This is a genomic window from Bacillus sp. FSL K6-0138, from assembly GCF_037982765.1.
GTDB lineage: Bacteria > Bacillota > Bacilli > Bacillales > Bacillaceae > Bacillus > Bacillus glycinifermentans.
The window spans coordinates 2,444,541-2,470,010 of the sequence record NZ_CP150286.1; the positions used below are offsets into that span (position 1 = coordinate 2,444,541).

Annotated in this window: 25 protein-coding genes and 1 pseudogene; 9 read left to right on the plus strand and 17 right to left on the minus strand. The window is 43.4% G+C overall.

Going from position 1 to position 25,470, the window contains the following annotated elements; genetic code table 11:
• Positions 1-17 precede the first annotated feature (17 nt).
• The 3 genes from narJ to MHB78_RS12875 all read left to right on the plus strand — a co-directional run bounded on the left by narJ (position 18) and on the right by MHB78_RS12875 (position 1,718).
• A complete protein-coding gene (gene narJ, locus MHB78_RS12865; RefSeq protein ID WP_046131385.1) occupies positions 18-560 on the plus strand; it encodes a nitrate reductase molybdenum cofactor assembly chaperone in 543 nt (180 codons plus the stop codon).
• Complete coding sequence (gene narI / locus MHB78_RS12870; RefSeq protein WP_046131384.1) at positions 557-1,243, plus strand: respiratory nitrate reductase subunit gamma; 687 nt, start codon at positions 557-559, stop codon at positions 1,241-1,243. The genes narJ and narI overlap by 4 nt, the downstream gene beginning before the upstream one ends.
• Positions 1,244-1,367: 124 nt before the next feature.
• Complete coding sequence (locus MHB78_RS12875) at positions 1,368-1,718, plus strand: hypothetical protein (protein WP_046131383.1); 351 nt, start codon at positions 1,368-1,370, stop codon at positions 1,716-1,718.
• Between the two features lie 31 nt (positions 1,719-1,749).
• Here MHB78_RS12875 and MHB78_RS12880 read toward each other — a convergent pair whose 3' ends face one another.
• On the minus strand, positions 1,750-3,180 hold the full coding sequence (locus MHB78_RS12880) for an IS1182 family transposase (RefSeq protein ID WP_065894240.1): 1,431 nt from the start codon (positions 3,178-3,180) through the stop codon (positions 1,750-1,752).
• Positions 3,181-3,448: 268 nt separating this feature from the next.
• On the opposite strand from MHB78_RS12880, the gene MHB78_RS12885 reads away from it, so the two are divergent.
• Both MHB78_RS12885 and MHB78_RS12890 read left to right on the plus strand, forming a co-directional pair.
• On the plus strand, positions 3,449-3,793 hold the full coding sequence (locus tag MHB78_RS12885) for a hypothetical protein (RefSeq protein WP_046132358.1): 345 nt from the start codon (positions 3,449-3,451) through the stop codon (positions 3,791-3,793).
• A gap of 30 nt (positions 3,794-3,823) precedes the next feature.
• The gene (locus MHB78_RS12890) at positions 3,824-3,949 is read left to right on the plus strand and encodes a hypothetical protein (RefSeq protein ID WP_256860391.1); all 126 of its coding nucleotides are present in this window, start codon (positions 3,824-3,826) and stop codon (positions 3,947-3,949) included.
• Between the two features lie 139 nt (positions 3,950-4,088).
• Here the strand turns inward: MHB78_RS12890 and MHB78_RS12895 are convergent.
• A pseudogene (locus MHB78_RS12895) lies at positions 4,089-4,278 on the minus strand (Tn3 family transposase); the annotation flags it as partial.
• 249 nt (positions 4,279-4,527) lie between these two features.
• Between MHB78_RS12895 and MHB78_RS12900 the strand changes: the two are divergent.
• Positions 4,528-5,310, plus strand: coding sequence for a (S)-acetoin forming diacetyl reductase (locus tag MHB78_RS12900; protein WP_046132357.1), 783 nt, complete (start codon positions 4,528-4,530; stop codon positions 5,308-5,310).
• 212 nt (positions 5,311-5,522) lie between these two features.
• Here MHB78_RS12900 and MHB78_RS12905 read toward each other — a convergent pair whose 3' ends face one another.
• The 4 genes from MHB78_RS12905 to MHB78_RS12920 all read right to left on the minus strand — a co-directional run bounded on the left by MHB78_RS12905 (position 5,523) and on the right by MHB78_RS12920 (position 11,026).
• Entirely contained in the window at positions 5,523-6,929 is a 1,407-nt protein-coding gene (locus tag MHB78_RS12905) for a sugar porter family MFS transporter (RefSeq protein ID WP_046132356.1), read from the minus strand.
• 288 nt (positions 6,930-7,217) lie between these two features.
• Positions 7,218-8,642 carry an L-arabinose isomerase gene (araA, locus tag MHB78_RS12910; protein ID WP_046132355.1) on the minus strand — a complete coding sequence of 475 codons (1,425 nt, stop codon included), beginning with the start codon at positions 8,640-8,642 and terminating at the stop codon, positions 7,218-7,220.
• A gap of 55 nt (positions 8,643-8,697) precedes the next feature.
• Positions 8,698-9,393 carry an L-ribulose-5-phosphate 4-epimerase gene (locus MHB78_RS12915; RefSeq protein WP_046132354.1) on the minus strand — a complete coding sequence of 232 codons (696 nt, stop codon included), beginning with the start codon at positions 9,391-9,393 and terminating at the stop codon, positions 8,698-8,700.
• 22 nt (positions 9,394-9,415) lie between these two features.
• Complete coding sequence (locus MHB78_RS12920; RefSeq protein ID WP_046132353.1) at positions 9,416-11,026, minus strand: FGGY-family carbohydrate kinase; 1,611 nt, start codon at positions 11,024-11,026, stop codon at positions 9,416-9,418.
• Positions 11,027-11,364: 338 nt separating this feature from the next.
• On the opposite strand from MHB78_RS12920, the gene MHB78_RS12925 reads away from it, so the two are divergent.
• Complete coding sequence (locus MHB78_RS12925) at positions 11,365-12,456, plus strand: GntR family transcriptional regulator (RefSeq protein WP_046132359.1); 1,092 nt, start codon at positions 11,365-11,367, stop codon at positions 12,454-12,456.
• A 268-nt stretch (positions 12,457-12,724) separates the two neighbouring features.
• Here the strand turns inward: MHB78_RS12925 and parC are convergent, their stop codons facing one another.
• The 3 genes from parC to MHB78_RS12940 form a co-directional block, all read right to left on the minus strand.
• Positions 12,725-15,148, minus strand: a complete 2,424-nt coding sequence (gene parC / locus MHB78_RS12930) for a DNA topoisomerase IV subunit A (RefSeq protein WP_046132352.1) — start codon at positions 15,146-15,148, stop codon at positions 12,725-12,727.
• A 4-nt stretch (positions 15,149-15,152) separates the two neighbouring features.
• A complete protein-coding gene (parE, locus tag MHB78_RS12935) occupies positions 15,153-17,120 on the minus strand; it encodes a DNA topoisomerase IV subunit B (RefSeq protein WP_046132351.1) in 1,968 nt (655 codons plus the stop codon).
• Between the two features lie 322 nt (positions 17,121-17,442).
• On the minus strand, positions 17,443-17,856 hold the full coding sequence (locus tag MHB78_RS12940; protein ID WP_046132350.1) for a CoA-binding protein: 414 nt from the start codon (positions 17,854-17,856) through the stop codon (positions 17,443-17,445).
• Positions 17,857-18,036: 180 nt separating this feature from the next.
• Between MHB78_RS12940 and plsY the strand changes: the two genes are divergently transcribed.
• Together plsY and MHB78_RS12950 are read left to right on the plus strand one after the other, a co-directional pair.
• Entirely contained in the window at positions 18,037-18,633 is a 597-nt protein-coding gene (gene plsY / locus MHB78_RS12945) for a glycerol-3-phosphate 1-O-acyltransferase PlsY (RefSeq protein WP_046132349.1), read from the plus strand.
• A 79-nt stretch (positions 18,634-18,712) separates the two neighbouring features.
• Complete coding sequence (locus MHB78_RS12950) at positions 18,713-19,000, plus strand: HesB/YadR/YfhF family protein (protein WP_046132348.1); 288 nt, start codon at positions 18,713-18,715, stop codon at positions 18,998-19,000.
• A gap of 129 nt (positions 19,001-19,129) precedes the next feature.
• On the opposite strand, the gene MHB78_RS12955 is transcribed toward MHB78_RS12950, so the two are convergent.
• The 8 genes from MHB78_RS12955 to acnA form a co-directional block, all read right to left on the minus strand.
• Entirely contained in the window at positions 19,130-20,482 is a 1,353-nt protein-coding gene (locus MHB78_RS12955; protein WP_046131917.1) for an IS1182 family transposase, read from the minus strand.
• Between the two features lie 142 nt (positions 20,483-20,624).
• Entirely contained in the window at positions 20,625-20,933 is a 309-nt protein-coding gene (locus MHB78_RS12960; protein ID WP_046132824.1) for a hypothetical protein, read from the minus strand.
• Positions 20,934-21,350 carry a thioesterase family protein gene (locus tag MHB78_RS12965; RefSeq protein WP_046132823.1) on the minus strand — a complete coding sequence of 139 codons (417 nt, stop codon included), beginning with the start codon at positions 21,348-21,350 and terminating at the stop codon, positions 20,934-20,936.
• 114 nt (positions 21,351-21,464) lie between these two features.
• Positions 21,465-21,707 carry a small acid-soluble spore protein Tlp gene (gene tlp, locus MHB78_RS12970; protein ID WP_046132822.1) on the minus strand — a complete coding sequence of 81 codons (243 nt, stop codon included), beginning with the start codon at positions 21,705-21,707 and terminating at the stop codon, positions 21,465-21,467.
• Positions 21,708-21,730: 23 nt separating this feature from the next.
• A complete protein-coding gene (locus MHB78_RS12975) occupies positions 21,731-21,874 on the minus strand; it encodes an acid-soluble spore protein N (RefSeq protein WP_046132821.1) in 144 nt (47 codons plus the stop codon).
• Positions 21,875-21,943: 69 nt separating this feature from the next.
• A complete protein-coding gene (locus tag MHB78_RS12980) occupies positions 21,944-22,069 on the minus strand; it encodes an FbpB family small basic protein (protein WP_065894540.1) in 126 nt (41 codons plus the stop codon).
• Positions 22,070-22,138: 69 nt separating this feature from the next.
• Complete coding sequence (locus MHB78_RS12985) at positions 22,139-22,645, minus strand: redoxin domain-containing protein (RefSeq protein ID WP_046132820.1); 507 nt, start codon at positions 22,643-22,645, stop codon at positions 22,139-22,141.
• A 78-nt stretch (positions 22,646-22,723) separates the two neighbouring features.
• Positions 22,724-25,450: an aconitate hydratase AcnA gene (gene acnA / locus MHB78_RS12990; protein WP_046132819.1), complete on the minus strand. Its 2,727-nt coding sequence runs from the start codon at positions 25,448-25,450 to the stop codon at positions 22,724-22,726.
• Positions 25,451-25,470: the final 20 nt, after the last annotated feature.

The window sequence follows — 25,470 nt, forward strand, 5'->3', positions numbered from 1 at the left end:
ACGGGAGTGAAGCAAAAATGGATGCAACAGATAAACAGGCCGTTTTCGCCGCCCTCTCCTATCTTCTCTCTTATCCTGATGAAGAATGGAGACTGGAACGCTCTGATTGGCAAAGCCTCATCAGCGACATTCAGCCTGAGCACCTGCGGGAGCGGCTGCTCGCATTTTTAAAAGAAGCGGAAGCTTATTCTCCGGAGGAATTGATTGAAACGTATGTATACACATTTGATTTCGGCAAAAAAACGAACCTTTATGTCACCTATTTCAACTCCGGTGAACAGCGTGAGCGCGGAATCGAGCTATTGCAGCTGAAAGATCTGTATCAGCAATCCGGGTTTCAGCCGACGGACAAGGAACTTCCGGACTACCTCCCGCTCATGCTTGAATTTGCTGCCGTTGCCGAGCTTCATAAGGCCAAGGACGTCTTTCAAAAATATGTATCAAACCTGGAAGAGCTGAAATCGCAGCTTCTCGAAAACGAGAGCATCTATGCTCCGCTTTTGGACGGTTTATTGATCGCATTGGCGGAAATCGGCGTTGAAAGGACTGTAGAGTCATGATCGAACAAATACTTTGGGTCATTCTCCCCTACATCGTTCTGACGGTTTTTATCGGGGGGCATATATACCGCTATCAACATGACCAGTTTGGCTGGACAGCCAAATCGAGCGAAATGCTCGAAAAGAAAAAACTGGCGGTAGGAAGCAGTTTGTTTCATTGGGGAATCTTTTTTGTCATCGGCGGACACGTGATGGGGATTTTAATACCGGAAAGCCTTTACGAGGCGATCGGCGTATCAGAGCATATGTACCATAAAATCGCCATCGGCTTTGGCCTGCCTGCCGGCATTGCCGCACTGTCGGGACTCATCATTCTTGCTTACCGGAGAACGGCTGATAAACGGATCCGGAAAACGAGCTCTGCCGGCGACCTGATCACCCTTGTCACTTTATTGTTTATGATGGCGACGGGACTTGCGTCAACGTTTTTAAACATCGATTCAAAAGGCTTTGACTACCGTACAACGATCGGACCGTGGTTCCGGAGTATCTTCTTGTTCAAACCGGATGCCTCGCTCATGGAAAGCGTGCCGCTCTGGTTTAAAATTCACATCGTCGTGGGCTACGCCGTTTTCATCGTCTGGCCGTTCACCCGGCTTGTCCACGTGTTCAGCATGCCGCTCAAATATTTGACAAGAAGCTATGTCGTCTATCGAAAACGCGCCCCGCGCAAAAGCATTTGACATTCTCCCTAAAGCCGTTTCGGCTTTAGGGATTTTTTTCTCTTCTTAAAATCCTTGATAGGCAAGCTCCCATTTTCCGGTCGCATCATATGATAAAAAAACAAACAGAAAGGAGCGTTTTTGATTGTACCCATATTATGATTTCGATATATATGATCCGTACCGCCAGCAATTTCCTCCAGGCCCGCCTCCGGGTGCGGGAGGACAGACTCAGCAGCAGTTTTTGCCCCCTCCTCCAAGCCAGTTTCCCGCGGAAACCGGGGTCTCTGCTTTCGCCGTTGATCCCGGCGGAATTAGAAGATGCTTGTACCGTTATACAGTCATCCGCTTAAGAAACGGAAGCCGCTTCTGGTTCTATCCTGTGTTTGTCGGCCGCCGCTCCATCGCGGGATACAGGTGGAGGCCGCGTCAATTCCGCTGGGTCTATTTCGGCATCGATTTGAATGAAATCACTTCATTCAGCTGCCAATTTTAAAAAGAAAAAAGGCGCCATTTACAGTGGCGCCTCAGACCGTTGACAAAACAGGTCGGATTTTTAAAATCCGACCTGTTTTTGTCCATTTTATTCTATTATTTCGATCAGAAGGCTGGCGGTTAGGACCTTTCCAGGTCCAATTCGCCAGCTTTTTCAGATTCATGGCAGCGAAAACAAGCATCGCCTGCATGGACAATTTTTTCTTTCCCCGTAGGGTTGTCCAGCGCAGGCCATGCTTATGTTTTAAATCGGCAAAAACTCGTTCGATCGTCTCTTTACGTTTGGCATAGATTTGTTTATTCTCTTCCGTATGCCGAAGATGATCAGCTTCGTCTAAATGATCCTGCCAGATATGTCTGTGAATCATCTTTCGATGATCTCTACTTTCTGTACATGTATGTAGTAATGGACATGGTTTACATCGTTTTGGATCTGAAGCATACTCTCGATAACCTTGCCGATTGGTTGTGCGATAGGAGAGAATATGGTCTTGCGGGCAGATATAGACATCATAAAATTCATCGTAAACATACTCGTGTTTTCTCATGAATCCTTTTTTGGTTTGCGGACGCGTGTAAGGCATAACAGGGCGAACGTTTTCTTCATGAAGAAATTTTGCGATAACCGGTGTTTTGTATCCGGCATCAACTGCGACCGTATGAGGCTTGGCAACGCGCTCTTTTACTTGTTGAAACAGCGACGCGAACACTTGGCTGTCATGGATATTGGCAGGCTCAACAACCGTTCCCAGCACAAATCCGTTCCGATCACAAGCTGTATGAAATCCATAGGCAAAAAGACGTTCTCGTTCGCCTTTGACAAAATATCCGCTCTCAGGATCAGTTGTACTTTCCTTTACTTCTCGTTCCTCTAAGCATCGCCTGGGCTTTAAGGGCTTTTTTCCGTTCGCTTCGCGATCGGCATTAATTTCTTGATCTAGCTGCTCCTGATAAGCTCTTGTTTCTTTTCTTACGATCTTTTTCACAAACTTTTTCTTATTGGCATTCGCTTTGACATGTGTGCTGTCGATGAAGGCGACCGAAGGATCGACGAGGCCGAGATCCATGGCTTGACGTAAAATCTTATAGAAGATTGTTTCAAATAGGTCTGTGTCATGAAAGCGACGTTCATAGTTTTTACTGAAGGTTGAAAAATGAGGGATTTTTTCAGAGAATCCATATCCAATAAACCAGCGATAGGCTACATCAGTTTCGATTCGCTTAATGGTTTCGCGCATGGAGCGATGACCAAACACGTATTGAATGAGCACCATTTTAATCAGTACAACAGGATCAATACTTGGACGCCCTTTTGAAGAATAAAGAGGGGCAACTTTTTCATAAATAAATGAAAAATCAATGGCTTCTTCCATCTTCCTGACCAAATGGTCTTCAGGTACAAGCTCACTTAAGGCAAAGACTTCAAGCTGTTCACGCTGATCTTTAGAGTGTTTGGTCAACATGGTAAAACCTCCAAAAATTAGATTCCACACACATTTTAACAAAAAAAGCTTGTCGATCAAGCCACTTTTTTTGTGACTTTGTCGACAAGCTGAGGCGCCATTTACAGTGGCGCCTTTTCTGCATTGAATAGACTAAAAATATAAAATACGGGTAAATACAAAACAATAACTTGTCAATAAATTTAACTAAAATGTCACAAAAAAATCATCTTTTCTTATATAATTAAATATGCTAAGATTATGAGAATAAAAGGGGGGATGGGATCTGATGAAAAAGTCGTTGTTTCTGCAATTGTCTATGTTTTTCCTAGTCATTGCAAGCCTTCATTCGTTCTCAATGCCCCACCTGCCTGCAAGTCATCATGCACAAAAAGCGGCTGTTACAGGCGATGAGCTTCACGAACTGACAGTCGGCAAACATGGTGAAGAAAAGACTAAATCGTTATGGAATTCGCCCGGATTAAAAGAAGCATTCTTGCTGCTCTTGATCTTGGCTGCGGTTTCCGTCCGGGTTTACATCGTAAACCGGCTGAAAGAACATCTGAAGGCATTTATGCTCGCTGTTTTCTATCACTCTTCTTATTTCGGCAATGCACATGTTTCAAAACCATAACCGCATTTGAAAAAACAGGAGGTTTTAAACATGTTATTTATCATAAGAATGGTGATTATCGGTCTCTTTTCATTGACAGCTTTAAACTTGTTTGTATTTCAAGGAATTGAATTTATGCATGCGATTACTGATCTGTTTAATCGCCAGGACAGCTGAATAAAAAAAGCGCCCTTAAAAAGTTAGACAATAATATAAAGCAGTTTGATTGGCATGAGTCCGATATTGTACCGGACTCATGCCTTTTCATTTGATCTTATTTCACGGGATGTTCAAACGCTCGCACGCTTTAATCGTTCCGTAAAGCCCGTTCTCTTAGTTCTCCATGTTTCCCGAAAAAATGGCTCGTGCCAGAGCATTCATTGCTTCTCCTTTGTTAAAACAACGCTGAATACAGCGGCGCATCGATGCGCTTGAGAATGTAAGTCCAGGATAAAGATCGTCTTTTCTATTCGTCCCATCTCTTTAAGTGCCGTGGCAACCTTGTTCAAGACTTTTCGTTTGCCGGAATTTTCTCAAATGTTATCAATGGTTCAGGGAGACTGTGTATAGTCTTAATGACAATTGGCTGTACCCCTTTTAAAAAGTTGAACTTTTTTCAAAAAATCGCAACTTTTATGTAAAATATCACATTTTTCTTACAAACGTCGCGGTTTTATTTCACATCGACAAATATAAGATATAATATTTCTGTACCATATAATACTAATTACATATAGAAAGAAGATGATGTTCATATGAGTAAAGTATCCGGAAAAATTGCCTTTGTTACCGGCGGCGGCCAAGGAATTGGTGAAGCAATCTGCAAACGCTTAGCAGAAGATGGATTCGCTGTTGCAGTTGCTGATTACAATGAAGAAACTGCAAAAAAAGTTGCCGAGGAAATTAACCAATCTAATGGTAAAGCAATTGCAGTTAAAGTAAATGTGGCTGATCGTGATGATGTTTTTAAAGCTGTCGATGAAACAGTAAAAAGTCTTGGCGGACTTGATGTGGTGATAAATAATGCAGGGCTTGGACCAACCACCCCTATCGAAAGCATTACTTATGAAGATTATCGGAAAGTTTATGATGTTAATGTCGGCGGTACTTATTGGGGAATACAAGCAGCTGTAAAAGCCTTCAAAGAACTTGGACACGGCGGAAAAATAATCAATGCTTCTTCTCAAGCCGGTCAAGTCGGCAACCCGGGCTTAGCAGTTTACGGCGGAACAAAGTTCGCTGTTCGCGGTATTACTCAAACTGCCGCAAAAGATCTGGCTGAATTAGGCATTACTGTAAACGCCTTTTGTCCGGGCATCGTTAAAACGCCTATGATGATGGACATTGCACAGCAAACCGCTGATGAAGCAGGCAAGCCATTTGAATGGGGACTGGAGCAATTCTCTAAAAATATTGCATTAAAACGCCTATCCGAGCCGGAAGATGTAGCAGCATGCGTTTCCTACCTTGCAGGACCAGATTCAGATTATATGACTGGTCAAGCTCTTATCATTGATGGCGGCATGGTATTTAATTAAGTTTCAAATGATTCAAAGATCACAGTTTGTTTCACATCTTGAACATATAAGCTGAACGAATTTCTTTCAAATATGGAGGGGGAAATTTTCCGCCTCCATATCATGTTCACGGTTTGTATAGTACTTTACTTTTGTTCAAAATGCACTGGTGCGAAGATTTCCCCTGCGATAAGCGGTGCCCAAGATAGCTCCTTTCCATTCAACCCCAAACCTCATAGGTTTATTTGCGCGCTTTTTCCGTTAATTTGTCTATTTTCTTCATTTTTTTCAATTTCCTCTAAACTGCGACCTCGAGTTTCAGGGACGCGTGTCCGGATAAATACAACTCCAAGTAAACAAATCACACCGAAGATTGCAAACACAGCTTCTTGAGACATCGAAGCGGTCATTATAGGAAATAGCAATCCAACCAAGAAAGAACCAATCCAGTTAAATGATGAAGCTAATCCAGACGCACGCCCGCGAATTGCCAGCGGGAAAATTTCTCCAACGATGACCCAAGTTAATGGAGCCCACGTGAATGAATAAAGTGCTACATAGATGCTTAAAAAGACAACCATCATCATCGGATCTGCATTAGGAATTAATATATTCAATATTGCCGGCAAAATAAAGGACAGCCCCATAATTGTTCCGCCCACTGTTAATAAAGTACGGCGATTAAATTTATCAGCAATCATTAAGAATATTAATGAACCTAGTACGAGAATTACTCCTTGAATAATCGGCCACATCAACGCTGAACTAGCCGCATTCCCTGTTGCTTTTTCTACAATCAAAGGAATGTAATAAAAAATTGCGTTTGCACCCTGGAATTGTTGAAAAGCAGCAACACCCACACCGGCAATTAATAAAAAACGATATTTATTGCTTAAGAGTGTAGCCCATGATGCTTTTTGATTTGCCTTCGCTTCCTCTCTGGCAGTTTCTTGAATTTGTGTTATTTCAGAATCAATCTCTTCTTTGTTAGCGCGAATATAGCTCAACACCTTGCGAGCTTCATCAAGTTTATTGTTCTTTATTAAAAAACGTGGTGATTCGGGTAACTTTAACATTCCAACATATAAGATCAAAGCAGGTACGGCAGCCAAACCAAGCATCAACCGCCATGCCATTGTTTCCGGCAAATCTTTTAATAGAAAATCAACAATGTAAGAAAGCAACATCCCAGAACAAATCATTGTTTGATTAATTCCTGACAGCCGTCCACGTAAACGTGCAGGCGCCATTTCCGACATATAGGCTGGGACCAATGCAGAAGCAGCACCAACGGCCAATCCCAATAAAACCCGAGAAACAATCAAAAATAGTATCCCATTATGAGGTGCTATTCCTGACAAAATGGATCCAACAACAAAAATGATAGCGGAAATTAAAATCATTTTGCGCCGTCCCAAACGATCAGAAAGTTGTCCGGCCAGGGCGCCTCCAAAAATAGCTCCTAACATTACCGAAGAGGTAATCCAGCCAATAACCCCAGCGTTGTCTTGAAGGTTCCAATCATGCTGCAGAAAAGGCAAAGCACCCGTCATAACGCCGATATCATAACCGAAAAGAATGCCGGCAAAAGCCCCAAAAAAATAAATGAAGCCACTTGAGATTTTCTTTTCATTAACCATTAAAGTTCCCTCCTCAAGGTTGACATTATATTGTGTAAAAATCCCGCCGCTAAAAATATTGATGGCTTTTTAAAAAATAATAAAAGTGTTTTCAAACTGCAGATACATGCTTGGATATTACTTGTTGGGATTTCTCCTTAAATCTCATAGTTTTATTCGGATATTATTAAACGCTTTCATTTTTTCCTGAACGTTACGATAACGCTTACAAAACCATGAATATGTTGATATCTGATATACTTATTTTTCACCTCCAAGGAAGCGGAACCTCCTCAGAGGTTAAAGGCATTACTTAATAACTACATATTCCAGGTCAACCAGCTTTGCATAAGTGATCATTTGGTCTGTTGTTACATTCAATGAAACCACTGTATGGTGACCGCCCCCATTCTCAAGCCATGCTTTCACTCCATCTTGGAAGTTAGGCTTCACTTCCCAAAGCACCCGTGCCACCGGAAGGTTTGGTGCTGGAACAGTTGGTTCAAATGCAAAAACTTCGTTAATCAACAGTTTGTAATGCGTACCAAAGTCTGCCATTGAAACAACAACACCATCTCCTGCTTTTCCGTCGAACACTAAGCGCGCCGGGTCTTCACGATCACCAATACCTAATGGAGATACGATAATTTTTGGTTTGTTGCTTGCTAAAGATGGGTCAACTTCAAGCATATGTGATTGAAGGATTGATTCTTGACCAGCACCTAATTCATATGTGTAATCTTCCATAAAGCCAGTTGATTGGTTACGGCTCATCACTTTGAGTAAGCGATCGAGCGCTGCAGTTTTCCAATCCCCTTCACCAGCAAAGCCATATCCTTGCGCCATCAAACGTTGGACGGCAAGACCTGGAAGCTGTTTCATCCCATATAAATCTTCAAAGTTAGTTGTGAAGGCATTGTAACCGCCATCATCCAGGAAACGTTTAATGGCGATTTCATAGCTTGCTTGTACTTTTACGCTCCTCTCCCAATCTTCATGACTGTAAGTGCCATAATCAAATTCATAAAGGTCTGCGTATTCTGCAAACAAATCATTAATTTCTTCATCAGTAACCGCATTCACGTATTGAACAAGATCACCAATACCAAAGTAATCAACTGTCCAGCCAAATTGAATTTGTGCTTCAACCTTATCCCCTTCGGTAACAGCAACGTTACGCATGTTGTCGCCAAATCGAGCGACCTTGATGTTGAAGCTTTCGTTATAAGCAACCGCTACATCCATCCATTCTGCAATTTGCTGTTGCACTTCAGGGCGCTCCCAGTAACCTACGACAACTTTATTTTGTTTTTTCAAACGGGCATTGATAAAACCATATTCACGGTCACCGTGAGCAGATTGGTTTAGGTTCATAAAGTCCATGTCAATCGTTGTCCATGGAATACTTTCATTAAATTGTGTCGCTAAATGAAGTAATGGTTTTTGCAATAATTTCGTTCCGCGAATCCACATTTTTGCAGGTGAGAAAGTATGCATCCAAGTGATGACACCGGCTACTTCGTCACGATAGTTTACTTCTTTCATGATGCTTGTAATTTTATCTGCACTGACAGCTAAATCCTGCAATACAAGCGGATATGGTAAAACAGCGCTTTCATTTAATGCATCGGTCATGGCTTGTGCGTGTGCTCTGACTTCTGCTAACGTTTCTTCCCCATAAAGATGTTGTGAACCTACGACAAACCAAAATTCTTTTTTCCCTGTTGTTAACATAATAACCCTCTTTTCTTAAATTAATGGGATAATTGATAGTTTGATAGAATTGATATTACTTTTGACCATAATAAGCATTTTTACCGTGTTTTCGTAAATAATGTTTATCTAAAATACGTTGTGGTAATTCTTTTGCAAAAAGATTTAATTCTCGTGTAAATAAATTCATTTTCGCAACTTCGTCCAACACCACACTATTCAATACTGCTGATTTTACATCTTTGCCCCAAGTAAATGGACCATGACCATGAAGTAAGACACCAGGAACAGCTAAAATATCTAACCCACGCTCTTCAAATGTTTCGATAATTACATGACCTGTTTCTGCTTCATAACCACGATCAATCTCCTCTTGTGTCAAGTAACGGGCACATGGTACGGAACCATAGAATGTGTCTGCATGAGTGGTCCCCATCGCTGGAACATCAAGGCCTGCTTGTGCCCAGATTGTCGCCCAAGTTGAATGGGTGTGTACAATTCCTCCAATTTCGGGGTAATGCTTATAAAGTACTGCATGAGTCGCTGTATCTGATGAAGGCCTTAACTCTCCTTCAACAACATTGCCGTCTAGATCAACAACCACCATATCACTAGCTTTCATCGTTTCATAATCAACACCGCTGGGTTTGATAACGAATAAACCAGTTTCACGGTCAATGGCACTTGCATTTCCCCATGTGTATTTCACGAGTCCATATTTAGGCAAGTCCAAATTTGCTTGAAATACTTCTTCTTTCAGTTGTTCTAACACGTCAATCCCTCCGTCTTTCCACTCATAAAATCAAATGATCTACAGCAGCCTGCTCAATCATTAAACCTTTTTTGTACCGTTCGATAAATGCTTCAAATCCTTCAACATCTAATTGATCAGGGTAAATTTCTTGCCCCTCATCCTCTTTAAAGACTTTTTTGTCGAGGAAGTCTTCTAAGCTTTCTTCTTGATCTTTGTTCATCATGTAAGAAGCAAGAATAGCCATTCCCCATGCACCGCCTTCTCCGGCTGTTGCCATAACTGATACTGGAGCATTCATTGCAGCTGCAACAATTTTTTGCCCAACAAGAGGGGTTTTGAATAAACCGCCGTGAGCTACAATGCTGTCAATTGCAACATTTTCTTCTTTTATCAAAATATCCATTCCGACTTTCAAAGCACCAAAAGCTGTAAAAAGGTGGGTCCGCATGAAGTTTGCTAAATTGAAATGACTCTCTGGTGAGCGGACAAATAACGGCCGGCCTTTTTCTAATCCTGTGATATTTTCACCGGAGAAATAACCGTAGCTAAGTAAACCACCGCCATCTGAGTCAGCTTCCAAAGCTTTATTTAACATCACTTCGAATAATTTATTCGTTTCAACCTTTTGTCCCATTGCCTCAAAAAATTCACGGAACAATCCCAACCAAGCATTAATATCACTTGAACAGTTATTCGCATGAACCATTCCAACTGGACTACCGTTTGGTGTTGTTACCAAATCAATTTCCGGATATACTTTTGACAGTTCTTTATCTAATACAATCATGGCAAAAACTGAAGTTCCTACTGAGATGTTTCCAGTGCGTTTCCTCACACTATTCGTAGCAACCATTCCTGTTCCAGCATCGCCTTCCGGTGGACAAATTGGAATGCCTGGTTGTAAATTTTTTGATTGATCCAGAATTTTTGCACCAATTTCGGTTAATTCACCTGCTTGCTCGCCTGAAATATAAACTTTAGGAAGAATATCCTTCAGCTTCCAAGGATAGCCCTTGATCGAAATCAGTTCATCAAACTGCCTGACCATCGATTCATTGTAATTTTGCGTTGATTCATCAATCGGGAACATGCCAGAAGCATCTCCAATGCCGATTGCTTTATTGCCAGTCAGCAACCAGTGAATATACCCGGCTAAAGTGGTGATATAATCAATGCGAGGCAAATGCTTCTCTTCATTTAATATTGCTTGATACAGGTGAGCAATGCTCCACCGTTCAGGGATATTGAATTGAAATTTATCTGTTAATTCTTTTGCTGCAGCACTGGTTGTTGAGTTACGCCAAGTTCGAAACGGAACAAGCAGCTCCCCTGTGTTGTCAAAAGCCATATACCCATGCATCATTGCAGAAAATCCAATAGAACCAATTTTGCGAATGGTGATACCATAATTTCGTTCAACTTCTTTCTTCATTTCACTGTAAGCTGTTTGCAATCCAGTGATAATATCTACTAAGTTGTACGTCCAAATTCCATCTTCCAAGAGGTTTTCCCACTCATAGCTTCCAGATGCGATTGTTTCAAAACTACCATCAATCAACACTGCTTTAATACGTGTGGATCCGAATTCGATTCCAAGAGATGTTTCTCCCTCAGTTATCGCTTGTTTGATGTTTACTCGGCTCGTTTTCACGTTGATCCCCTCTCTGATAGCGATTTCAAAATTAATCGAAAGAAGGCATTTTCCTTTTCGCTTAACTTTATGAACAACCTTAGTATATTTTTTGTACGTACATTTGTCAATCAAAATAATATATGTTCATATAAATATCACAACGATATTTCTGTTTTTTCTTTTAATGTTTATAATAAAAGGTATTTGTATAACATAAAAAATTATAATTGCTTGTTAATTTTCACGAAAATAAGGTGGAATCTTTTAATTCATTCAAAGCCATGATAAAATATGTCCACACAAATAATTCAATTTTAAAAATTAGAATGCGAACAACTATGAAAGAAGTGAGTGAAATGAAACCAAAGTATAAAGTCATCATTGATGATATAAAAAGCAAAATTCTTTCAGGAGTTTACAGCGTAGGAGAACAAATTCCTACTGAATCCGCCATACAAGAAGAGTACAAAGTTAGCCGGCACACTGTTCGAAAGGCCATTTTAGAACTATCGAACGAGGGATTCTTAAGAAGTGAAAAAGGGTCTGGCACTTATGTTAGTAACCAGTATCAATCAAAATCTGGCGGGAATTCCAATAATAAAACAATCGGTGTAATCACGACCTACATTTCTGATTACATTTTCCCCTCCATTATTCGTGGAATTGAAGGGAGATTGAATGAGGCTAATTATTCGTTGCTATTAGCTAGTACAAATAATGATGTCGAACAAGAAAAAAAAGCTTTGGAAATGATGTTGTCATTTGGCGTAGACGGTTTGATTGTTGAACCTACGAAAAGCAATCTATACAATCCCAATATTGCTTACTACCTGTCGTTCAAGGAACAGGATATTCCTTTCATCATGATCAATGCTTATTATGAAGAATTAGACGTTCCTTTTCTTTGTCTCGATGACGTGCAGTCTAGCTATCTCGCAACAAAAGAATTAATATCAAAAGGACATACACAAATCGGCCTTATTTCAAAAGAGGATGATTTACAAGGAAAGTATCGAATGAAGGGATATATAAAAGCGCTTGGCGAAGCCAAATTACGATTTCAACCGGAGCATGTGCTTTCGTACAATACGGAGACGAAGCTGGACCTATACACAAACCTCAAGAAGTTCCTAAATGAAAATAGAGACGTGTTGACTGCAATTGTTTGCTATAACGACGAAGTAGGGTTGGAAGTAGCAAATGTATGCAGACAACTTAATATTTCTGTTCCGGACAAATTGTCAATTGTTGGTCAGGACAATTCGTATATTGCCAAAAATGCGAATATCAAACTAACGACATTGACACACCCTCAAGAACAAATGGGACGCGATGCAGCTGATTGGGTCATTAAGAAATTACAAGGAAAGAAGGATTTGCCAAACGAAACCTATTATCAACCGGTGTTAATTGAAGGCGAAACTGTAAAAGAGTTAGAAGTACAATAATCTTGACGTAGTAAGGAAAACCCAGTCCATGTTCACTAAAGGCGTGAACATGGACTGGGTTGTTTTTACTCTTTATCAATTAAGAGAGAGAACTTTAATGTGCTCATCACTATTTAATTTCGAATCAGAAAATGGGTGTTGTCTACTTGTGTCACAGGCAGGTAGCATAACGTTCTTGCAGAAATGGCTCTATTCTAAGTATTCACTGGTGTTGGCTTGATAGGTGATACCCCTAGATATTGAACTGCAATTGGGGTGCAGGTCGATTTCACTCCTGTTCATGTTTGCTAATCCATACATCCGTTACTTCCCCGGCCTCATCTTCATCTATGATAAATGATCCGTTGCTGTACCGGTCATGCAGCTTGATTTCTTTGACAAGCCTCTCCTCTGTGGCACCCTTTTCAGTCTGAATCATGATCTGGTCATGATATGAGCATGTGAGCAGCCCGGCGATGCGGTGAGGCTTTTTCTTCAGCTCTCTCAGCATGAGAACGCCGCGTTTGGCTCGTGAGGTTTTTTCAAATTCGGTGCGATTCATTCGCTTGACAGAGCCGCGCTGCGTTACAAGGACAAGGACATCTGTTTCCTCTAAAATCTGTCCTGAGGCGACAAAATCGCCGTCCTTTAAGTTCACGCCTTTCACGCCGGCCGCCCTGGCGCCGACCACGCTGATTTCTTCCTCTGTAAACCATAGGCCGTAGCCCGTGCGGGTAGCGATGAACACGTCTTTCGTGCCATCTGTGACATGGACATCCACCACTTCGTCATCGCCTTTTAGATTCAAGGCGACCAGTGCCTTAGAATAGCGCTGCGCTTTATATTGAAGAAGCGGGGTTTTTTTCACCATCCCGTTTTTCGTGAAAAACAGGAGGTATTCCGAGTCTGTAAATTCCTTGACAGGTATCGCTTTTACGATGGATTCATCATTGTCAATTGAAATGATATTCGTAATGTGCTGGCCCAAGTCCTTCCATCTGATGTCCGGTAGCTGGTGGACAGGACAGTAGACATAGCTTCCTTTGTTCGTAAACAGCAGCAGCACGTCTGTCGTGTTCATTTCCAATAGACAGAGCAGGCGGTCCGTATCCTTCATGCCGAAATCCTGGCCGTTTGAAGCGGCGAACGATCTCTGGCTTGTTCGTTTGATATAGCCGTCCTTCGTCACCGTCACATACACATCTTCCGCCGCTACCATGACTTCAAGATTAATTTTAATCTCTTCGATTTTTTCTTCGATCACTGACCGTCTTTCGCCTGCATAGGCTTTTTTCAGCTTTTTCAGATTGTCCTTGATGACCTTCATCAGCTTTTTGTCATTGGAGAGAATCGCTTCAAGCTCTTTTATTTTTTGGTCAAGCTCTTTTGCCTCTTCCTGTAAAGCCGTGATATCTGTATTCGTTAATCTGTAGAGCTGCAATGAAACGATCGCTTCAGCCTGCGGCTCCGTAAAAGCGAATTTGTCGATCAGGTTGTTTTTGGCATCCCGCTTATCGTTTGATGAGCGGATCGTTGAAATGACTTCATCCAGGATGGACAGAGCTTTCATCAGTCCTTCGACAATATGATGCCTTTCCTTCGCTTTCTTGAGCTCATACTGCGAACGATTGGTGATGACTTCTTTTTGATGCCCGATGTAGGCATCAAGAATCGAGGTCAGATTCATCAGCATCGGCCTTCTGTTATGAATGGCCACCATGTTGAAGTTATACGGGACTTGCAAATCGGTGTTTTTGTATAAGAAATTTAAGATGCCCTTCGCATCCGCTTCTTTTTTCAGCTCGATGACGATTCTGAGGCCTGTTCGGTCCGTCTCGTCGCGGACTTCTGAAATCCCTTCTACCTTCCGATCAATCCTGAATTCATCCATTTTTTTCACTAAGTTTGCTTTATTGACTTCAAACGGAATTTCGGTAATCACGATTTGCTGGCGTCCGCCTCTGATCGTTTCAATCTCGGCTTTTCCCCTGATAATGATTTTTCCTTTTCCGGTTTCATAAGCTTTTTTGATGCCCTCTTTTCCCTGGATGATTCCGCCTGTCGGAAAATCGGGGCCTTTTACGAACTCCATAAGGTCGTCAACACTGCAGTTCGGTGAATCGATCCGCTTAATAACGGCATCAATGACTTCTCCGAGGTGATGCGGCGGAATGTCTGTCGCATAGCCGGCTGAAATACCGGTCGATCCGTTCACGAGAAGATTCGGGAACATCGCCGGAAGGACGACAGGCTCCTTGCTCGTATCATCAAAGTTTGGGACGAATTCGACCGTATCCTTGTCGATATCGCGCAATAGCTCCGCCGCGATCGGCGCGAGCCGTGCTTCCGTATACCGCATCGCAGCCGGAGGGTCTCCGTCGATGCTTCCGTTGTTACCGTGCATTTCAATCAACACATTGCGGACCTTCCAGTCCTGGCTCATCCTGACCATCGCTTCATAGACGGAGCTGTCTCCGTGCGGATGGTAGTTCCCGATGACATTACCGACCGTTTTGGCTGCTTTGCGGAAATTTTTATCGTGTGTGTTTCCTTCGGCATGCATGGCATACAAAATCCGCCTCTGCACCGGTTTCAGTCCGTCACGCGCATCGGGCAGGGCCCGGTCTTGAATGATGTATTTACTGTATCGGCCAAAACGGTCGCCGATCACATCTTCCAATGGTAAATCATGAAATACTTCTGGCTGTGCCATCTATTTAAACCTCCTCAGCGACCGATAAGTTCTCATTTTCCAGAATGTTGCTGTCTTCATCAAGTCCGAAAGCGACATTTTTTTCAATCCATTTTCTTCTCGGTTCAACTTTGTCGCCCATTAGTGTCGTCACGCGCCGTTCTACGCGGGCAGCGTCATCGATTTTCACCCTGACGAGCGTCCGCGATTCCGGGTTCATCGTCGTTTCCCACAGCTGATCAGCGTTCATTTCGCCGAGACCTTTATAGCGCTGGATCGTATATCCTTTTCCGACCTTTTTCAGGACATCGTCCATTTCTTCGTCAGACCAAGCGTATTCAATGATCTCTTTTCTGCCTGAGCCTTTGCTGACTTTATAAAGCGGAGGAAGCGCAATAAACACTTTTCCGTGCTCGATCAGAGGCTTCATATAGCGGTAGAAGAAGGTCAGCAGCAACACTTGGATATGGGCGCCGTCTGTGTCGGCGTCCGTCATGATGATGACTTTATCATAGTTGATATCCTCGATGTCAAAATCGGCGCCGACGCCTCCGCCGATCGCATGAATAATCGTATTGATCTCTTCATTTTTAAAGATGTCGGCAAGCTTTGCTTTTTCTGTGTTGATGACTTTTCCGCGAAGCGGCAGGACGGCCTGGAATTTCCGGTCCCTTCCCTGCTTGGCGGAGCCGCCCGCAGAATCCCCCTCTACAAGGTACAATTCGTTTTTGGCCGGATTTCTCGACTGAGCCGGCGTCAATTTGCCTGAGAGCGTCGCTTCGGATTTCTTTCTTTTTTTTCCGCTTCTGGCCTCTTCCCTTGCTTTGCGTGCGGCTTCCCTCGCCTGTGCCGCTTTGATGGCTTTTTTGACGAGCAAAGTCGCCGTATCTCTGTTTTCCTCCAGAAAATATGCGAGCTGTTCAGAGACGATGGCATCCACCGCAGACCTCGCCTCGCTTGTCCCGAGCTTTCCTTTTGTCTGGCCTTCAAACTGCAGAAGCTCTTCAGGTATGCGGGCAGACACAATTGCCGCAAGCCCTTCCCGGATATCTGCGCCTTCTAGGTTTTTGTCCTTTTCTTTTAAAAGGGCCACCTTTCTCGCATATTCGTTGAACGCCCGCGTCATCGCCGTCTTGGCGCCGGATTCATGGGTTCCCCCGTCTTTCGTCCGGACATTGTTGACAAACGAAAGAATGTTTTCAGAATAGCCGTCATTGAATTGAAATGCGAAATCGACTTCGATTCCGTTATGCTCTCCTTCAAACGACACCACTTCAGACAATGTGTCTTTTTCTTCATTTAAATATGCGACAAAAGCTTCAATCCCATTTTCGTAAAGAAACGTTTCGTGTACTTGGTGGCGTTCATCGATCAATTCAATTTTTAAGCCTTTTAATAAAAAGGCGGATTCTCTCAGCCGTTCCGCAAGCGTTTCAAAGTTATACGTTGTCGTGCTGAACATCTTCGGATCCGGCTTGAAATGAGTCAGAGTGCCGGTTTTTTTCGTCGTTCCGATTTTTTCAAGGGATGTCGCCGGTTTCCCGCCGTTTTCGAAGCGCTGCCTGTATATATTGCCGTCCCGTTCGATCGTTACGGTCAGCCATTCGGACAGGGCGTTTACGACAGATGCTCCGACGCCGTGAAGGCCGCCGCTCGTTTTATAGCCGCCTTGGCCGAATTTTCCTCCAGCGTGAAGCACGGTCAAAATGACTTCAGGAGTCGGTTTGCCGAGCTTATGCATTCCTGTCGGCATTCCCCGGCCTCTGTCCTGCACCGAAATGCTGTTGTCTTTATGTATTTTTACTATAATGTGATCCCCGTACCCTGCAAGGACTTCATCGACGGAGTTGTCGACGATTTCGTATACGAGGTGGTGCAGGCCGCGGCTGTCCGTTGAACCGATGTACATGCCGGGGCGCTTTCTGACCGCTTCAAGGCCTTCGAGCACCTGAATGGAATCATCATTATAGTCAACCTGCTGTTTTTTAACCAAATGCATAAACCCCTTTCAAACATCAAACATTGCTTATAAAGAATAATACACACTCTAATATATAAATCAAAGCGATATCCGGCTGATTTCCCCGCATCGCTTCAAGTGTTGTCAGAAAAATGTCAAAAATAATGCGGCTGTTGGCACAACCGTTATTTTACACGAATCTCCTGATGCAGCACAAGGCGGCGCAGGTGCGATTGGAAAATCGTTCTTAAAAAAACTGTCCAAGACTTATTGTATCTGTTTCACAACAAATCGCAAACATATTCTTGAATAAAAAAGACAAAAATCCTTGAAATGACAAGGATTTTTGTCTTTTTTAAGCCGATTTGGTCAATGCATGGGCTACTTTTATGCACAAATCCATCACAACTGTATAGCCCTTTTCATTGAGCAACTGATACGCTTCTTCATTGACAAGTCCCTGCTGCGCCCAAAACACGTCAGCGTCAATTTCCAAAAACTCCTTGGCTACTTCCGGAAGATGCTCGGATCTTCTGAACACATTCACGATATCGACGTGCCCCTCGATATCCTTTAGCGAAGCAACAGCTTTCACCCCGAGCACTTCGTCGATGGTCGGATTAACCGGGATGATTTCATACCCTGCATCCTGCATCGCTTTTGATACCATATAGGAGGTTCTCTCCGGATTGGCCGAAAGGCCGACGACCGCAATTCGTCTGCTGTTCTCAAGAATGTTTTTGATCTCCTGTTTCGTTGGATTTTCCATTCCGCATCAGCTCCTTTTATATTCAGTTTACATGAAAACATACAGGATATACAAAGTTTTAATAGGATTAAAGCGCATTATCCTGTATGATATATACGGTGCTATTTAACAAAAGCCGCCATGAAGGGTGCCTCTCGTGTTAAAATAAAGAGTAGGGATCATCAAAAAAGGAGAAATGAAATGTTAATTGCTTTATTATTGATTTTAGCCTATTTACTCGGCAGCATTCCATCCGGCTTGATTGTGGGTAAAGCTGCCAAAGGAATCGATATCAGAGAACACGGCAGCGGAAACCTCGGAGCCACCAACGCTTTTCGTACGCTTGGAGTCAAAGCGGGTTCGATCGTCATCGCTGCCGATATCTTAAAAGGAACGCTTGCCGCTTTTTTGCCCGCCGTCCTGCACGTCGATGTCCATCCTTTGCTGGCCGGCGTAGCAGCCGTCATCGGGCACATGTTCCCCGTTTTCGCAAAATTTAAAGGGGGAAAAGCGGTCGCTACCTCAGGAGGCGTGATGCTGTGCTATGAGCCTATCCTGTTTCTCACAATGGTCGCGGTGTTCTTTCTGTTTTTGTTCATTACCAAGTACGTATCGCTGTCTTCTATTTTAACCGGCCTGTATACGACGATATACAGCCTGTTCACAAAGGATCTTTTTTTGGTGGCGGTCGTCGTCGTTCTTACGGTATTTGTCATTTACAGACACAGAACGAACATCAAGAGAATTTTTAACAAAACCGAGCCGAAAATCAAATGGATGTCAGGCAAAAACCGCTGACAGAACATGATATGTTTATGAACAATCCAAATTATTATATACTAGATATAACAATCCATAAAAAAGGAGTGCTTTTCTCGTGAAACTGCACATTAATGAAGAGGCGCTTAAGTGGTACAAGGACGAGCTTGACCTGAAAAAAGGAGACCAAGTCCGCTTCTTCGTCCGTTACGGCGGATGCAGCAACGTTCAAAAAGGATTTTCCCTCGGGGTATCGAAAGATGAGCCGCAGCAAATCGGAGCAAGCGCCGAAGCGGACGGCATTACGTTTTTCATTGAGGAAAGCGATATTTGGTACTTTGACAACCATGATTTGCGTGTGACCTATAACGCGTCCGCTGAAGAACCGGTGTTTGAATATCAGTAAAAAAGAACGCTCTATGAAGCGTTCTCAGCTTGTAGAGAAAAACATGTTTTTTCCTACAAGCTTTTTTATTTCATAAAATTTCTTGTTCATTTTTTAATCTTTATAAAAGGAAAAAGCCCTCCCACACACTTAGCCAAGCTTGGCTAAGTGTGTGGCAATCTTCTTCATATTCTGGCAAGCGGCGGTGAGGAGAACTTGTTCGCTCACATTTTGTTTTCCCCTCAACCGGCAGTAGCGAAGCCCATGCAGCTGTTTTGAATCTGCAAAGCTCCGCTCTATTTTTTCTTTTCTTTTTTTGTAGAGGATTTTTCCGGAGTCGGACAAACGATTTTGCCTGACCTTTTCTTTATGGTCCTCCCATATGTGTCTTGAGACGACCTTCTGGTGGTTTTTCGATCTTGTACAGTTTTCAAGCAGAGGGCATGAGACACACTTTTCAGGGTTGGACTTATAAAATCTGTTGCCTTTTCGATCTGTTGTTGAGTATAAGAGTGTTTGTCCGTTCGGACAAATGTACTGATTTTTTTCACGGTCATAATGAAACTTCCACTTCGGAAACAAACCTTTTGTAGGATGAAAGCGTCTATGAGCAATAACGCCAAAAATTCGACGGTCGGACAGTCCTTTACAGATTGGAGTTGTCAGATAGCCAGAATCAAGAGCGACGGCTTCAACTTGAAAACCAAATCGTGCGATTTGGTGGTCTAATCGATCGAGATAAGGCGCAGAATCATGGACATTACCGGGCGTTACATAGGCATCGGTGATGATATTGAATTTCATATCCGTTGTTCGGTGATCTAAATAGAAAAAACCTTCAGGTTTGTTTTCACGGTAAAGATAGCCGCTTTCGGGATCAGTTGTACTATGACGAATTTCCTTTTTAGTTTTCACCTCCTCTTTGGCTTTTAAAGGCTTTTTTCCGCGTGCTTCCCGATCTTCTTGGACGGCTTTATCCAAGTCCTTTATATAGTTTTGTGTATCCTGCTCAATCGTTTTTCGCGTATATTTATGCTTATTGGCATTGGCTTTGAGGTGAGTTGAATCTGTGAAAAGGACACGGCCTCCTACCATATCATGATTAATGGCCTGAAGAACGATCTCATCGAAAATGTCTTGAAAAATGGTCGTATCTTTAAAGCGTGTACGTCTATTCCAACTGATGGTTGAATGGTGAGGAACTGGATCGTTGATGTTTAACCCTAAAAACCATCGGTAAGCCATATTATAGTAAATTTCTTTTTCGAGCTGTCTTTCTGAACGGATACCGTAAAGGTATCCGATAAACATCATTTTGAATAAAATCAACGGATCAAGTGAGGGGCGGCCTTTATTTTCGCTGTAGTAAGGTTTAACCTTTTCAATGATAAAAGAGAAATCGATGTACTTGTCAATTTTACGAAGCAGGTGATCCTCTTCAACAAGCTGATCAAGCAATACAAATTCAGCTTCGTTCTGGGAAGAATTCCTTGTGTAGAACATGAACAGACACCGTCCTTTTAGAAGGCTTTTCTTTATTATAAAATGGTGAAATGGATAATTTAAGGGAAAAATGAAAAAGGCTGTCGATTTTCTCGACAGCCTGAGAACGCTCTATGAAGCGTTCTTTTTTTGTTCAGGTTCATCATCGTTCTTCGAGCCGGAAACGTTTGATATGGCTGAACTGCTTTTCTTTTGTTAAAATCTCGATTTGCTTTTGGCCGATTAAATCAAAGTGGGGAAATCCGCTTCTTTGATCGATCCATTCTTTTTTGAGACCGTACTGCTCTCCCCATGCGGCAAGCTTTTCGATGTTTTGGCAGCCAGCTTTTGTCACAGTGCGGGAATCCTGAAACCTGTCATCGATCCAGTAGTGAGTTAAAAACGCTATCTCGCCGTTTTGGACCGCACGCTTCCATTCATTCAGCTCCTGTCTCTTGATTCCGAAGGCCATTTACTTTTTGGCCTCTTCGTATGCCTGATGCCACTCCGGATAAAGCTTCCGGAACTGAAGCGGCTTAAAACTGTCGCGGTCAACGCAAATGTGCGAGCTTGTCCCTTTTACGGCCGTTTCTCCTTCCGGGTTTAAAATCTCATAGCCGTAAACCGTTTTAAAACCGTTGTATTCTTCAATCCATGTATGTACGGTCGCGGTTTCTCCATAGCGAAGCGGCTTTATGTATCGAACGTTGACATCGACGACAGGCGACAAGACGTTGTCTTTTTCCATTTCAGCATAGGAAAAGCCGAGGTCTTTAATCAATGCCGTCCGCCCAACCTCCATCCAAACAAGATAATTCGCGTGGTAGACGACCCCCATTTGGTCTGTTTCGGCGTACCGAACTTCGATTTCTTTTTTTGAGACGTACAAAATTCTCTACTCCCTTATCAAAAAATGTAATCCCATTTTAGCATAAGCAGCCGGTAAAAACACGAATGGCGGCTTTTCCGATCCGCCGCATGCAAAAAACCAGGTTGCCCTGGTTTATTGATCATATCCTTTTTCCCTAGCATCGGCTTCATCTTGAATTTCGCTGCGCATCGCCTCAATGCTTTCATTTCGGCGTTCATTTTTTTCGCGGATCTGCTGCTGTTCTTCACCGCTTGCAAAGGACAGCTGCTCTTCTGATTCCTCGATGTTTTCGATCGTATTCTGAACCATATCCTGAAGCTTTTCAACGTTGTCGCTTCTGTCATCGGGGTTGTGCTTCTGCCCGTTTTCCATCATTCGTATTGCCTCCTTTTTAGCAGTTATTCGCCTTTTGTCTGCATGATAATCGGTGTTTCACCTGATTTATCGTGCATCTTCTTACCTTTATTGCGCTTATGTTCAACCGGCTTTGTCCCAAGGTGGCTCGGGGCAAATTTCGCCTGTTTGTCATGCTCTCTCGGCATGTCTATCCCTCCTTTTAAGCATTAGGATTCTCAAAAAGAGGTGCAAACATGAACCTAAATTTTAAAAAGTCACTTCAACCTGAACTTCTCTTCAAGCTTGTCTTCAAGCCGGTCGAGAAATTCCTGGTTGGTCAAAAGCTCTTTTTTGTTTTCTGAGACAAGTTCTTCAAATGTGCGCCGATGTGTCTTTTTCATTTTGAATCACCTCCAGATGATTTTCATTTTCGCCATTTTTTTTGCAATATAAGCAAAAAGCCGGGATTTTTATAATCCCAGCTTTTCTTCCATTTCTTTTTTTGTTATCGTTCCTAGGACGATGTCTTCTATGATACCGCTTTCATTTATAATAAATGTCGTCGGATAGGAAAAAATCCCGTATTTTGCATTGATTCCTTCTTGATCAAGAACGATCGGGTATGTTAACGCAAGGCTGTCGGCAAACGCTTCAACCGTCTTGCGGTTTTTCTCCGAAGAAGTGAAATTAACGGCCAGTACGGTTATATCCCGATGCTCATTTTGAAGCTGCTGCATATCGGGCATCTCAGTTCTGCAAGGCTTGCACCACGTCGCCCAAAAATTGAGCAGCACTTTTTTTCCTTTAAAGTCGGATAACGAGACATCCTCTCCGCCTTTTAAAGAGGGAAGCGTAAAATCCGGCGCTTTTTCTCCCTTTTCAATCCCGATTTCAGCTTCCTTGTGCATTGCAAAATTCCAAACCGCAAAACCGGCCAACAGAAGAAGGAAGGTGATTGCCAGCGATTTTTTAATCATCGATATCCTCCAAGAATTAAGGCATGTGCACCTGAAAAAAGAAGAGAAAGCAATCGCTCTCTCTTCCTGACACACAGACTACTGTTTCATTTTATTACGGAGAACCATTTGCAGGATTCCGCCGTGGCGGTAATAGTCAATTTCGACTTCGCTGTCAAAGCGTACGACGGCTTCAAACGATTTCACCGTTCCGTCTTCGCTTGTCGCTTTTACCGGAACAAGATCGCGCGGACGCACTGTTTCATTCACATCCACTTCAATCGTTTCTTTTCCTGTCAAACCGAGTGTCTCCGCGTTTTCTCCCTCTTTGAATTGAAGCGGAAGAACGCCCATGAGAACGAGGTTGCTTCTGTGGATTCTTTCAAAGCTCTCGGCGATGACCGTTTTAATGCCGAGAAGGTTCGTTCCTTTTGCCGCCCAGTCGCGTGAAGATCCCATTCCGTAATCTTTTCCGGCGATGACGACGAGACCTGTGCCGCTTTCTTTATACTTCATGCATGCATCATAAATGGACATGACTTCACCTGTAGGCCAATATGTTGTATATCCGCCTTCTGTTCCCGGAGCAATCTGGTTTTTGATTCTGATGTTGGCGAATGTACCTCTCATCATGACTTCATGGTTGCCCCGGCGTGAACCATATGAGTTGAAATCTCTAGGTGAAACGCCTTTTTCCTGCAGATATTTGCCGGCCGGCGTATCTTTTCCGATTGCTCCCGCAGGAGAAATATGGTCTGTTGTGACGGAGTCTCCGAATTTGCCGACAACGCGCAAGCCTTTGAGCGGCTCAACAATTCCCGGCTCAACTGACATATTTTCAAAGAACGGCGGGTTTTGAATGTAAGTCGATTCTTCGTCCCATTTGTAAAGAGCTTCATCCGTTGTTTCGATCGCATTCCAGCGTTCATTGTCATCGAAGACGCGCTCATATTCTTTTCTGAACAACTCAGGTGTAACGGTTTGTTTGACGACCGTATTAATTTCGTCCATCGTCGGCCAAATGTCGTTGAAGTAGACCTTCCGTCCGTCTTTGCCGACCCCGATCGGCTCATTTTTCAAATCGATGTCAACGGTTCCAGCCAGCGCATATGCGACGACAAGCGGCGGAGACGCGAGATAGTTTCCTTTGACAAGCGGGTGAATCCGTCCTTCAAAGTTACGGTTTCCGGAAAGAACGGACGTAATCAAGAGATCGTTCTCTGCTACCGCTTTTTCGATTTCCGGCGCAAGCGGTCCGGAGTTTCCGATACATGTTGTACAGCCGTATCCGACGATGTTGAATCCAAGCTCGCGCAAATAAGGAAGAAGTCCTGAATTGACCAAATAGCCTGTAACGACTTTAGAACCCGGTGCAAGGGATGTCTTCACATAGTTAGGTACTGTTAAGCCGAGTTCCACCGCTTTTTTGGCAACGAGTCCCGCTCCGATCAATACGTACGGGTTTGACGTATTTGTACAGCTCGTGATTGCCGCAATCGCGATTGCACCCGTTTTCATAACGGCTTCTTCGCCGTTTCCAAGCGCAAACTTGATTTCTTTGTCCGCTTCAGAAGCTTCCAAACCAAAACCTTGGTTGCCCGCAGGGCTGACCAAATGCTTGTGGAACGTTTCCTTCATGTCGGAAAGCGGGATTAAATCCTGAGGACGCTTCGGACCTGAAAGGTTTGCTTCAACTTTTGACAAGTCGATTTCAACGATATCTGTAAATACAGGATCTTCCTGATCAGGCGTGTAGAACAGACCGTTTTGTCGGCAATATTCTTTTACTACCGCAATATGCTCTTCATCGCGGCCGGTTAATCTCATGTATTCAAGCGCCTCTTCATCAACCGGGAAGAAACCGCATGTTGCGCCGTATTCTGGAGCCATGTTGGCGATCGTCGCTCGGTCTGCAAGCGGCAGCTCAGCCACACCCGGTCCGAAGAATTCGACAAATTTGCCGACAACGCCTTTTTCGCGGAGAACCTGCGTCACTTTCAACGCAAGATCCGTTGCCGTCGTGCCGTTTGGAAGCTTGCCGACGAGTTTCGCTCCGATGACTTCAGGCACAGGGAAATAAGAAGGCTGTCCAAGCATGCCTGCCTCGGCTTCAATTCCGCCGACACCCCAGCCGAGAACGCCGATTCCGTTGATCATCGTCGTATGAGAGTCTGTTCCGACGAGCGTATCAGGGTAAGTGACGATTTCTCCGTCTTCTTCGACGGCATGTACGACATTCGCCAAATACTCAAGGTTTACCTGGTGGACGATACCTGTTGCAGGCGGAACGGCTTGATAGTTGTTAAACGCTTTTTTTGCCCAGCTTAAAAATTTATAACGTTCTGCATTTCTTTCAAATTCAAGATCCATGTTGACAGTCAGCGCATCATCGGTACCCGCTTTGTCAACCTGTACGGAGTGATCAATGACAAGGTCAACCGGAATTTCCGGATTAATTTTGTCCGGATCTCCGCCGACTTGCGCCATTGCTTTGCGCAATGAAGCGAGGTCTACTACGGCAGGAACACCGGTGAAATCCTGTAAAATAACCCGGGAAGGTTTAAAAGGAACATCAAGGTCTTTTAATTCAGCAGTGCCCCATTTTGCTAAATTTTCAACGTGCTCCTTTGTGATGACTCTTCCGTCGACTTGACGAAGTACAGATTCCAGCAGGACCTTGATGGAATAAGGCAATTTCGACACTTTTCCAATTCCTTGATCCTCTAATGCTTTTAAAGAATAATAGCTGTACGTTTTGCCGTGTACAGTAAACGTTTTTCTTGACTGAAAAGCGTCTTTTTTTGCGATTTGCTGCTGTTTCGCCATTTCTCCAAAATCCCCCTTTA

Bases quoted from the DNA above. Each gene is read 5' to 3' on its own strand.
- MHB78_RS12980 (WP_065894540.1), bottom strand. From the start codon at position 22,069: ATGAAAAAGACACATCGGCGCACATTTGAAGAACTTGTCTCAGAAAAC.
- MHB78_RS12955 (WP_046131917.1), bottom strand. From the start codon at position 20,482: ATGTTCTACACAAGGAATTCTTCCCAGAACGAAGCTGAATTTGTATTG.
- MHB78_RS12975 (WP_046132821.1), bottom strand. From the start codon at position 21,874: ATGCCGAGAGAGCATGACAAACAGGCGAAATTTGCCCCGAGCCACCTT.
- MHB78_RS12940 (WP_046132350.1), bottom strand. From the start codon at position 17,856: ATGGAAAATCCAACGAAACAGGAGATCAAAAACATTCTTGAGAACAGC.
- MHB78_RS12890 (WP_256860391.1), top strand. From the start codon at position 3,824: ATGTTATTTATCATAAGAATGGTGATTATCGGTCTCTTTTCATTGACA.
- MHB78_RS12880 (WP_065894240.1), bottom strand. From the start codon at position 3,180: ATGTTGACCAAACACTCTAAAGATCAGCGTGAACAGCTTGAAGTCTTT.
- MHB78_RS12960 (WP_046132824.1), bottom strand. From the start codon at position 20,933: ATGGCCTTCGGAATCAAGAGACAGGAGCTGAATGAATGGAAGCGTGCG.
- narI (WP_046131384.1), top strand. From the start codon at position 557: ATGATCGAACAAATACTTTGGGTCATTCTCCCCTACATCGTTCTGACG.
- MHB78_RS12885 (WP_046132358.1), top strand. From the start codon at position 3,449: ATGAAAAAGTCGTTGTTTCTGCAATTGTCTATGTTTTTCCTAGTCATT.
- parC (WP_046132352.1), bottom strand. From the start codon at position 15,148: ATGGCACAGCCAGAAGTATTTCATGATTTACCATTGGAAGATGTGATC.
- MHB78_RS12925 (WP_046132359.1), top strand. From the start codon at position 11,365: ATGAAACCAAAGTATAAAGTCATCATTGATGATATAAAAAGCAAAATT.
- acnA (WP_046132819.1), bottom strand. From the start codon at position 25,450: ATGGCGAAACAGCAGCAAATCGCAAAAAAAGACGCTTTTCAGTCAAGA.
- MHB78_RS12985 (WP_046132820.1), bottom strand. From the start codon at position 22,645: ATGATTAAAAAATCGCTGGCAATCACCTTCCTTCTTCTGTTGGCCGGT.
- plsY (WP_046132349.1), top strand. From the start codon at position 18,037: ATGTTAATTGCTTTATTATTGATTTTAGCCTATTTACTCGGCAGCATT.
- tlp (WP_046132822.1), bottom strand. From the start codon at position 21,707: ATGATGGAAAACGGGCAGAAGCACAACCCCGATGACAGAAGCGACAAC.
- MHB78_RS12900 (WP_046132357.1), top strand. From the start codon at position 4,528: ATGAGTAAAGTATCCGGAAAAATTGCCTTTGTTACCGGCGGCGGCCAA.
- MHB78_RS12905 (WP_046132356.1), bottom strand. From the start codon at position 6,929: ATGGTTAATGAAAAGAAAATCTCAAGTGGCTTCATTTATTTTTTTGGG.
- araA (WP_046132355.1), bottom strand. From the start codon at position 8,642: ATGTTAACAACAGGGAAAAAAGAATTTTGGTTTGTCGTAGGTTCACAA.
- narJ (WP_046131385.1), top strand. From the start codon at position 18: ATGGATGCAACAGATAAACAGGCCGTTTTCGCCGCCCTCTCCTATCTT.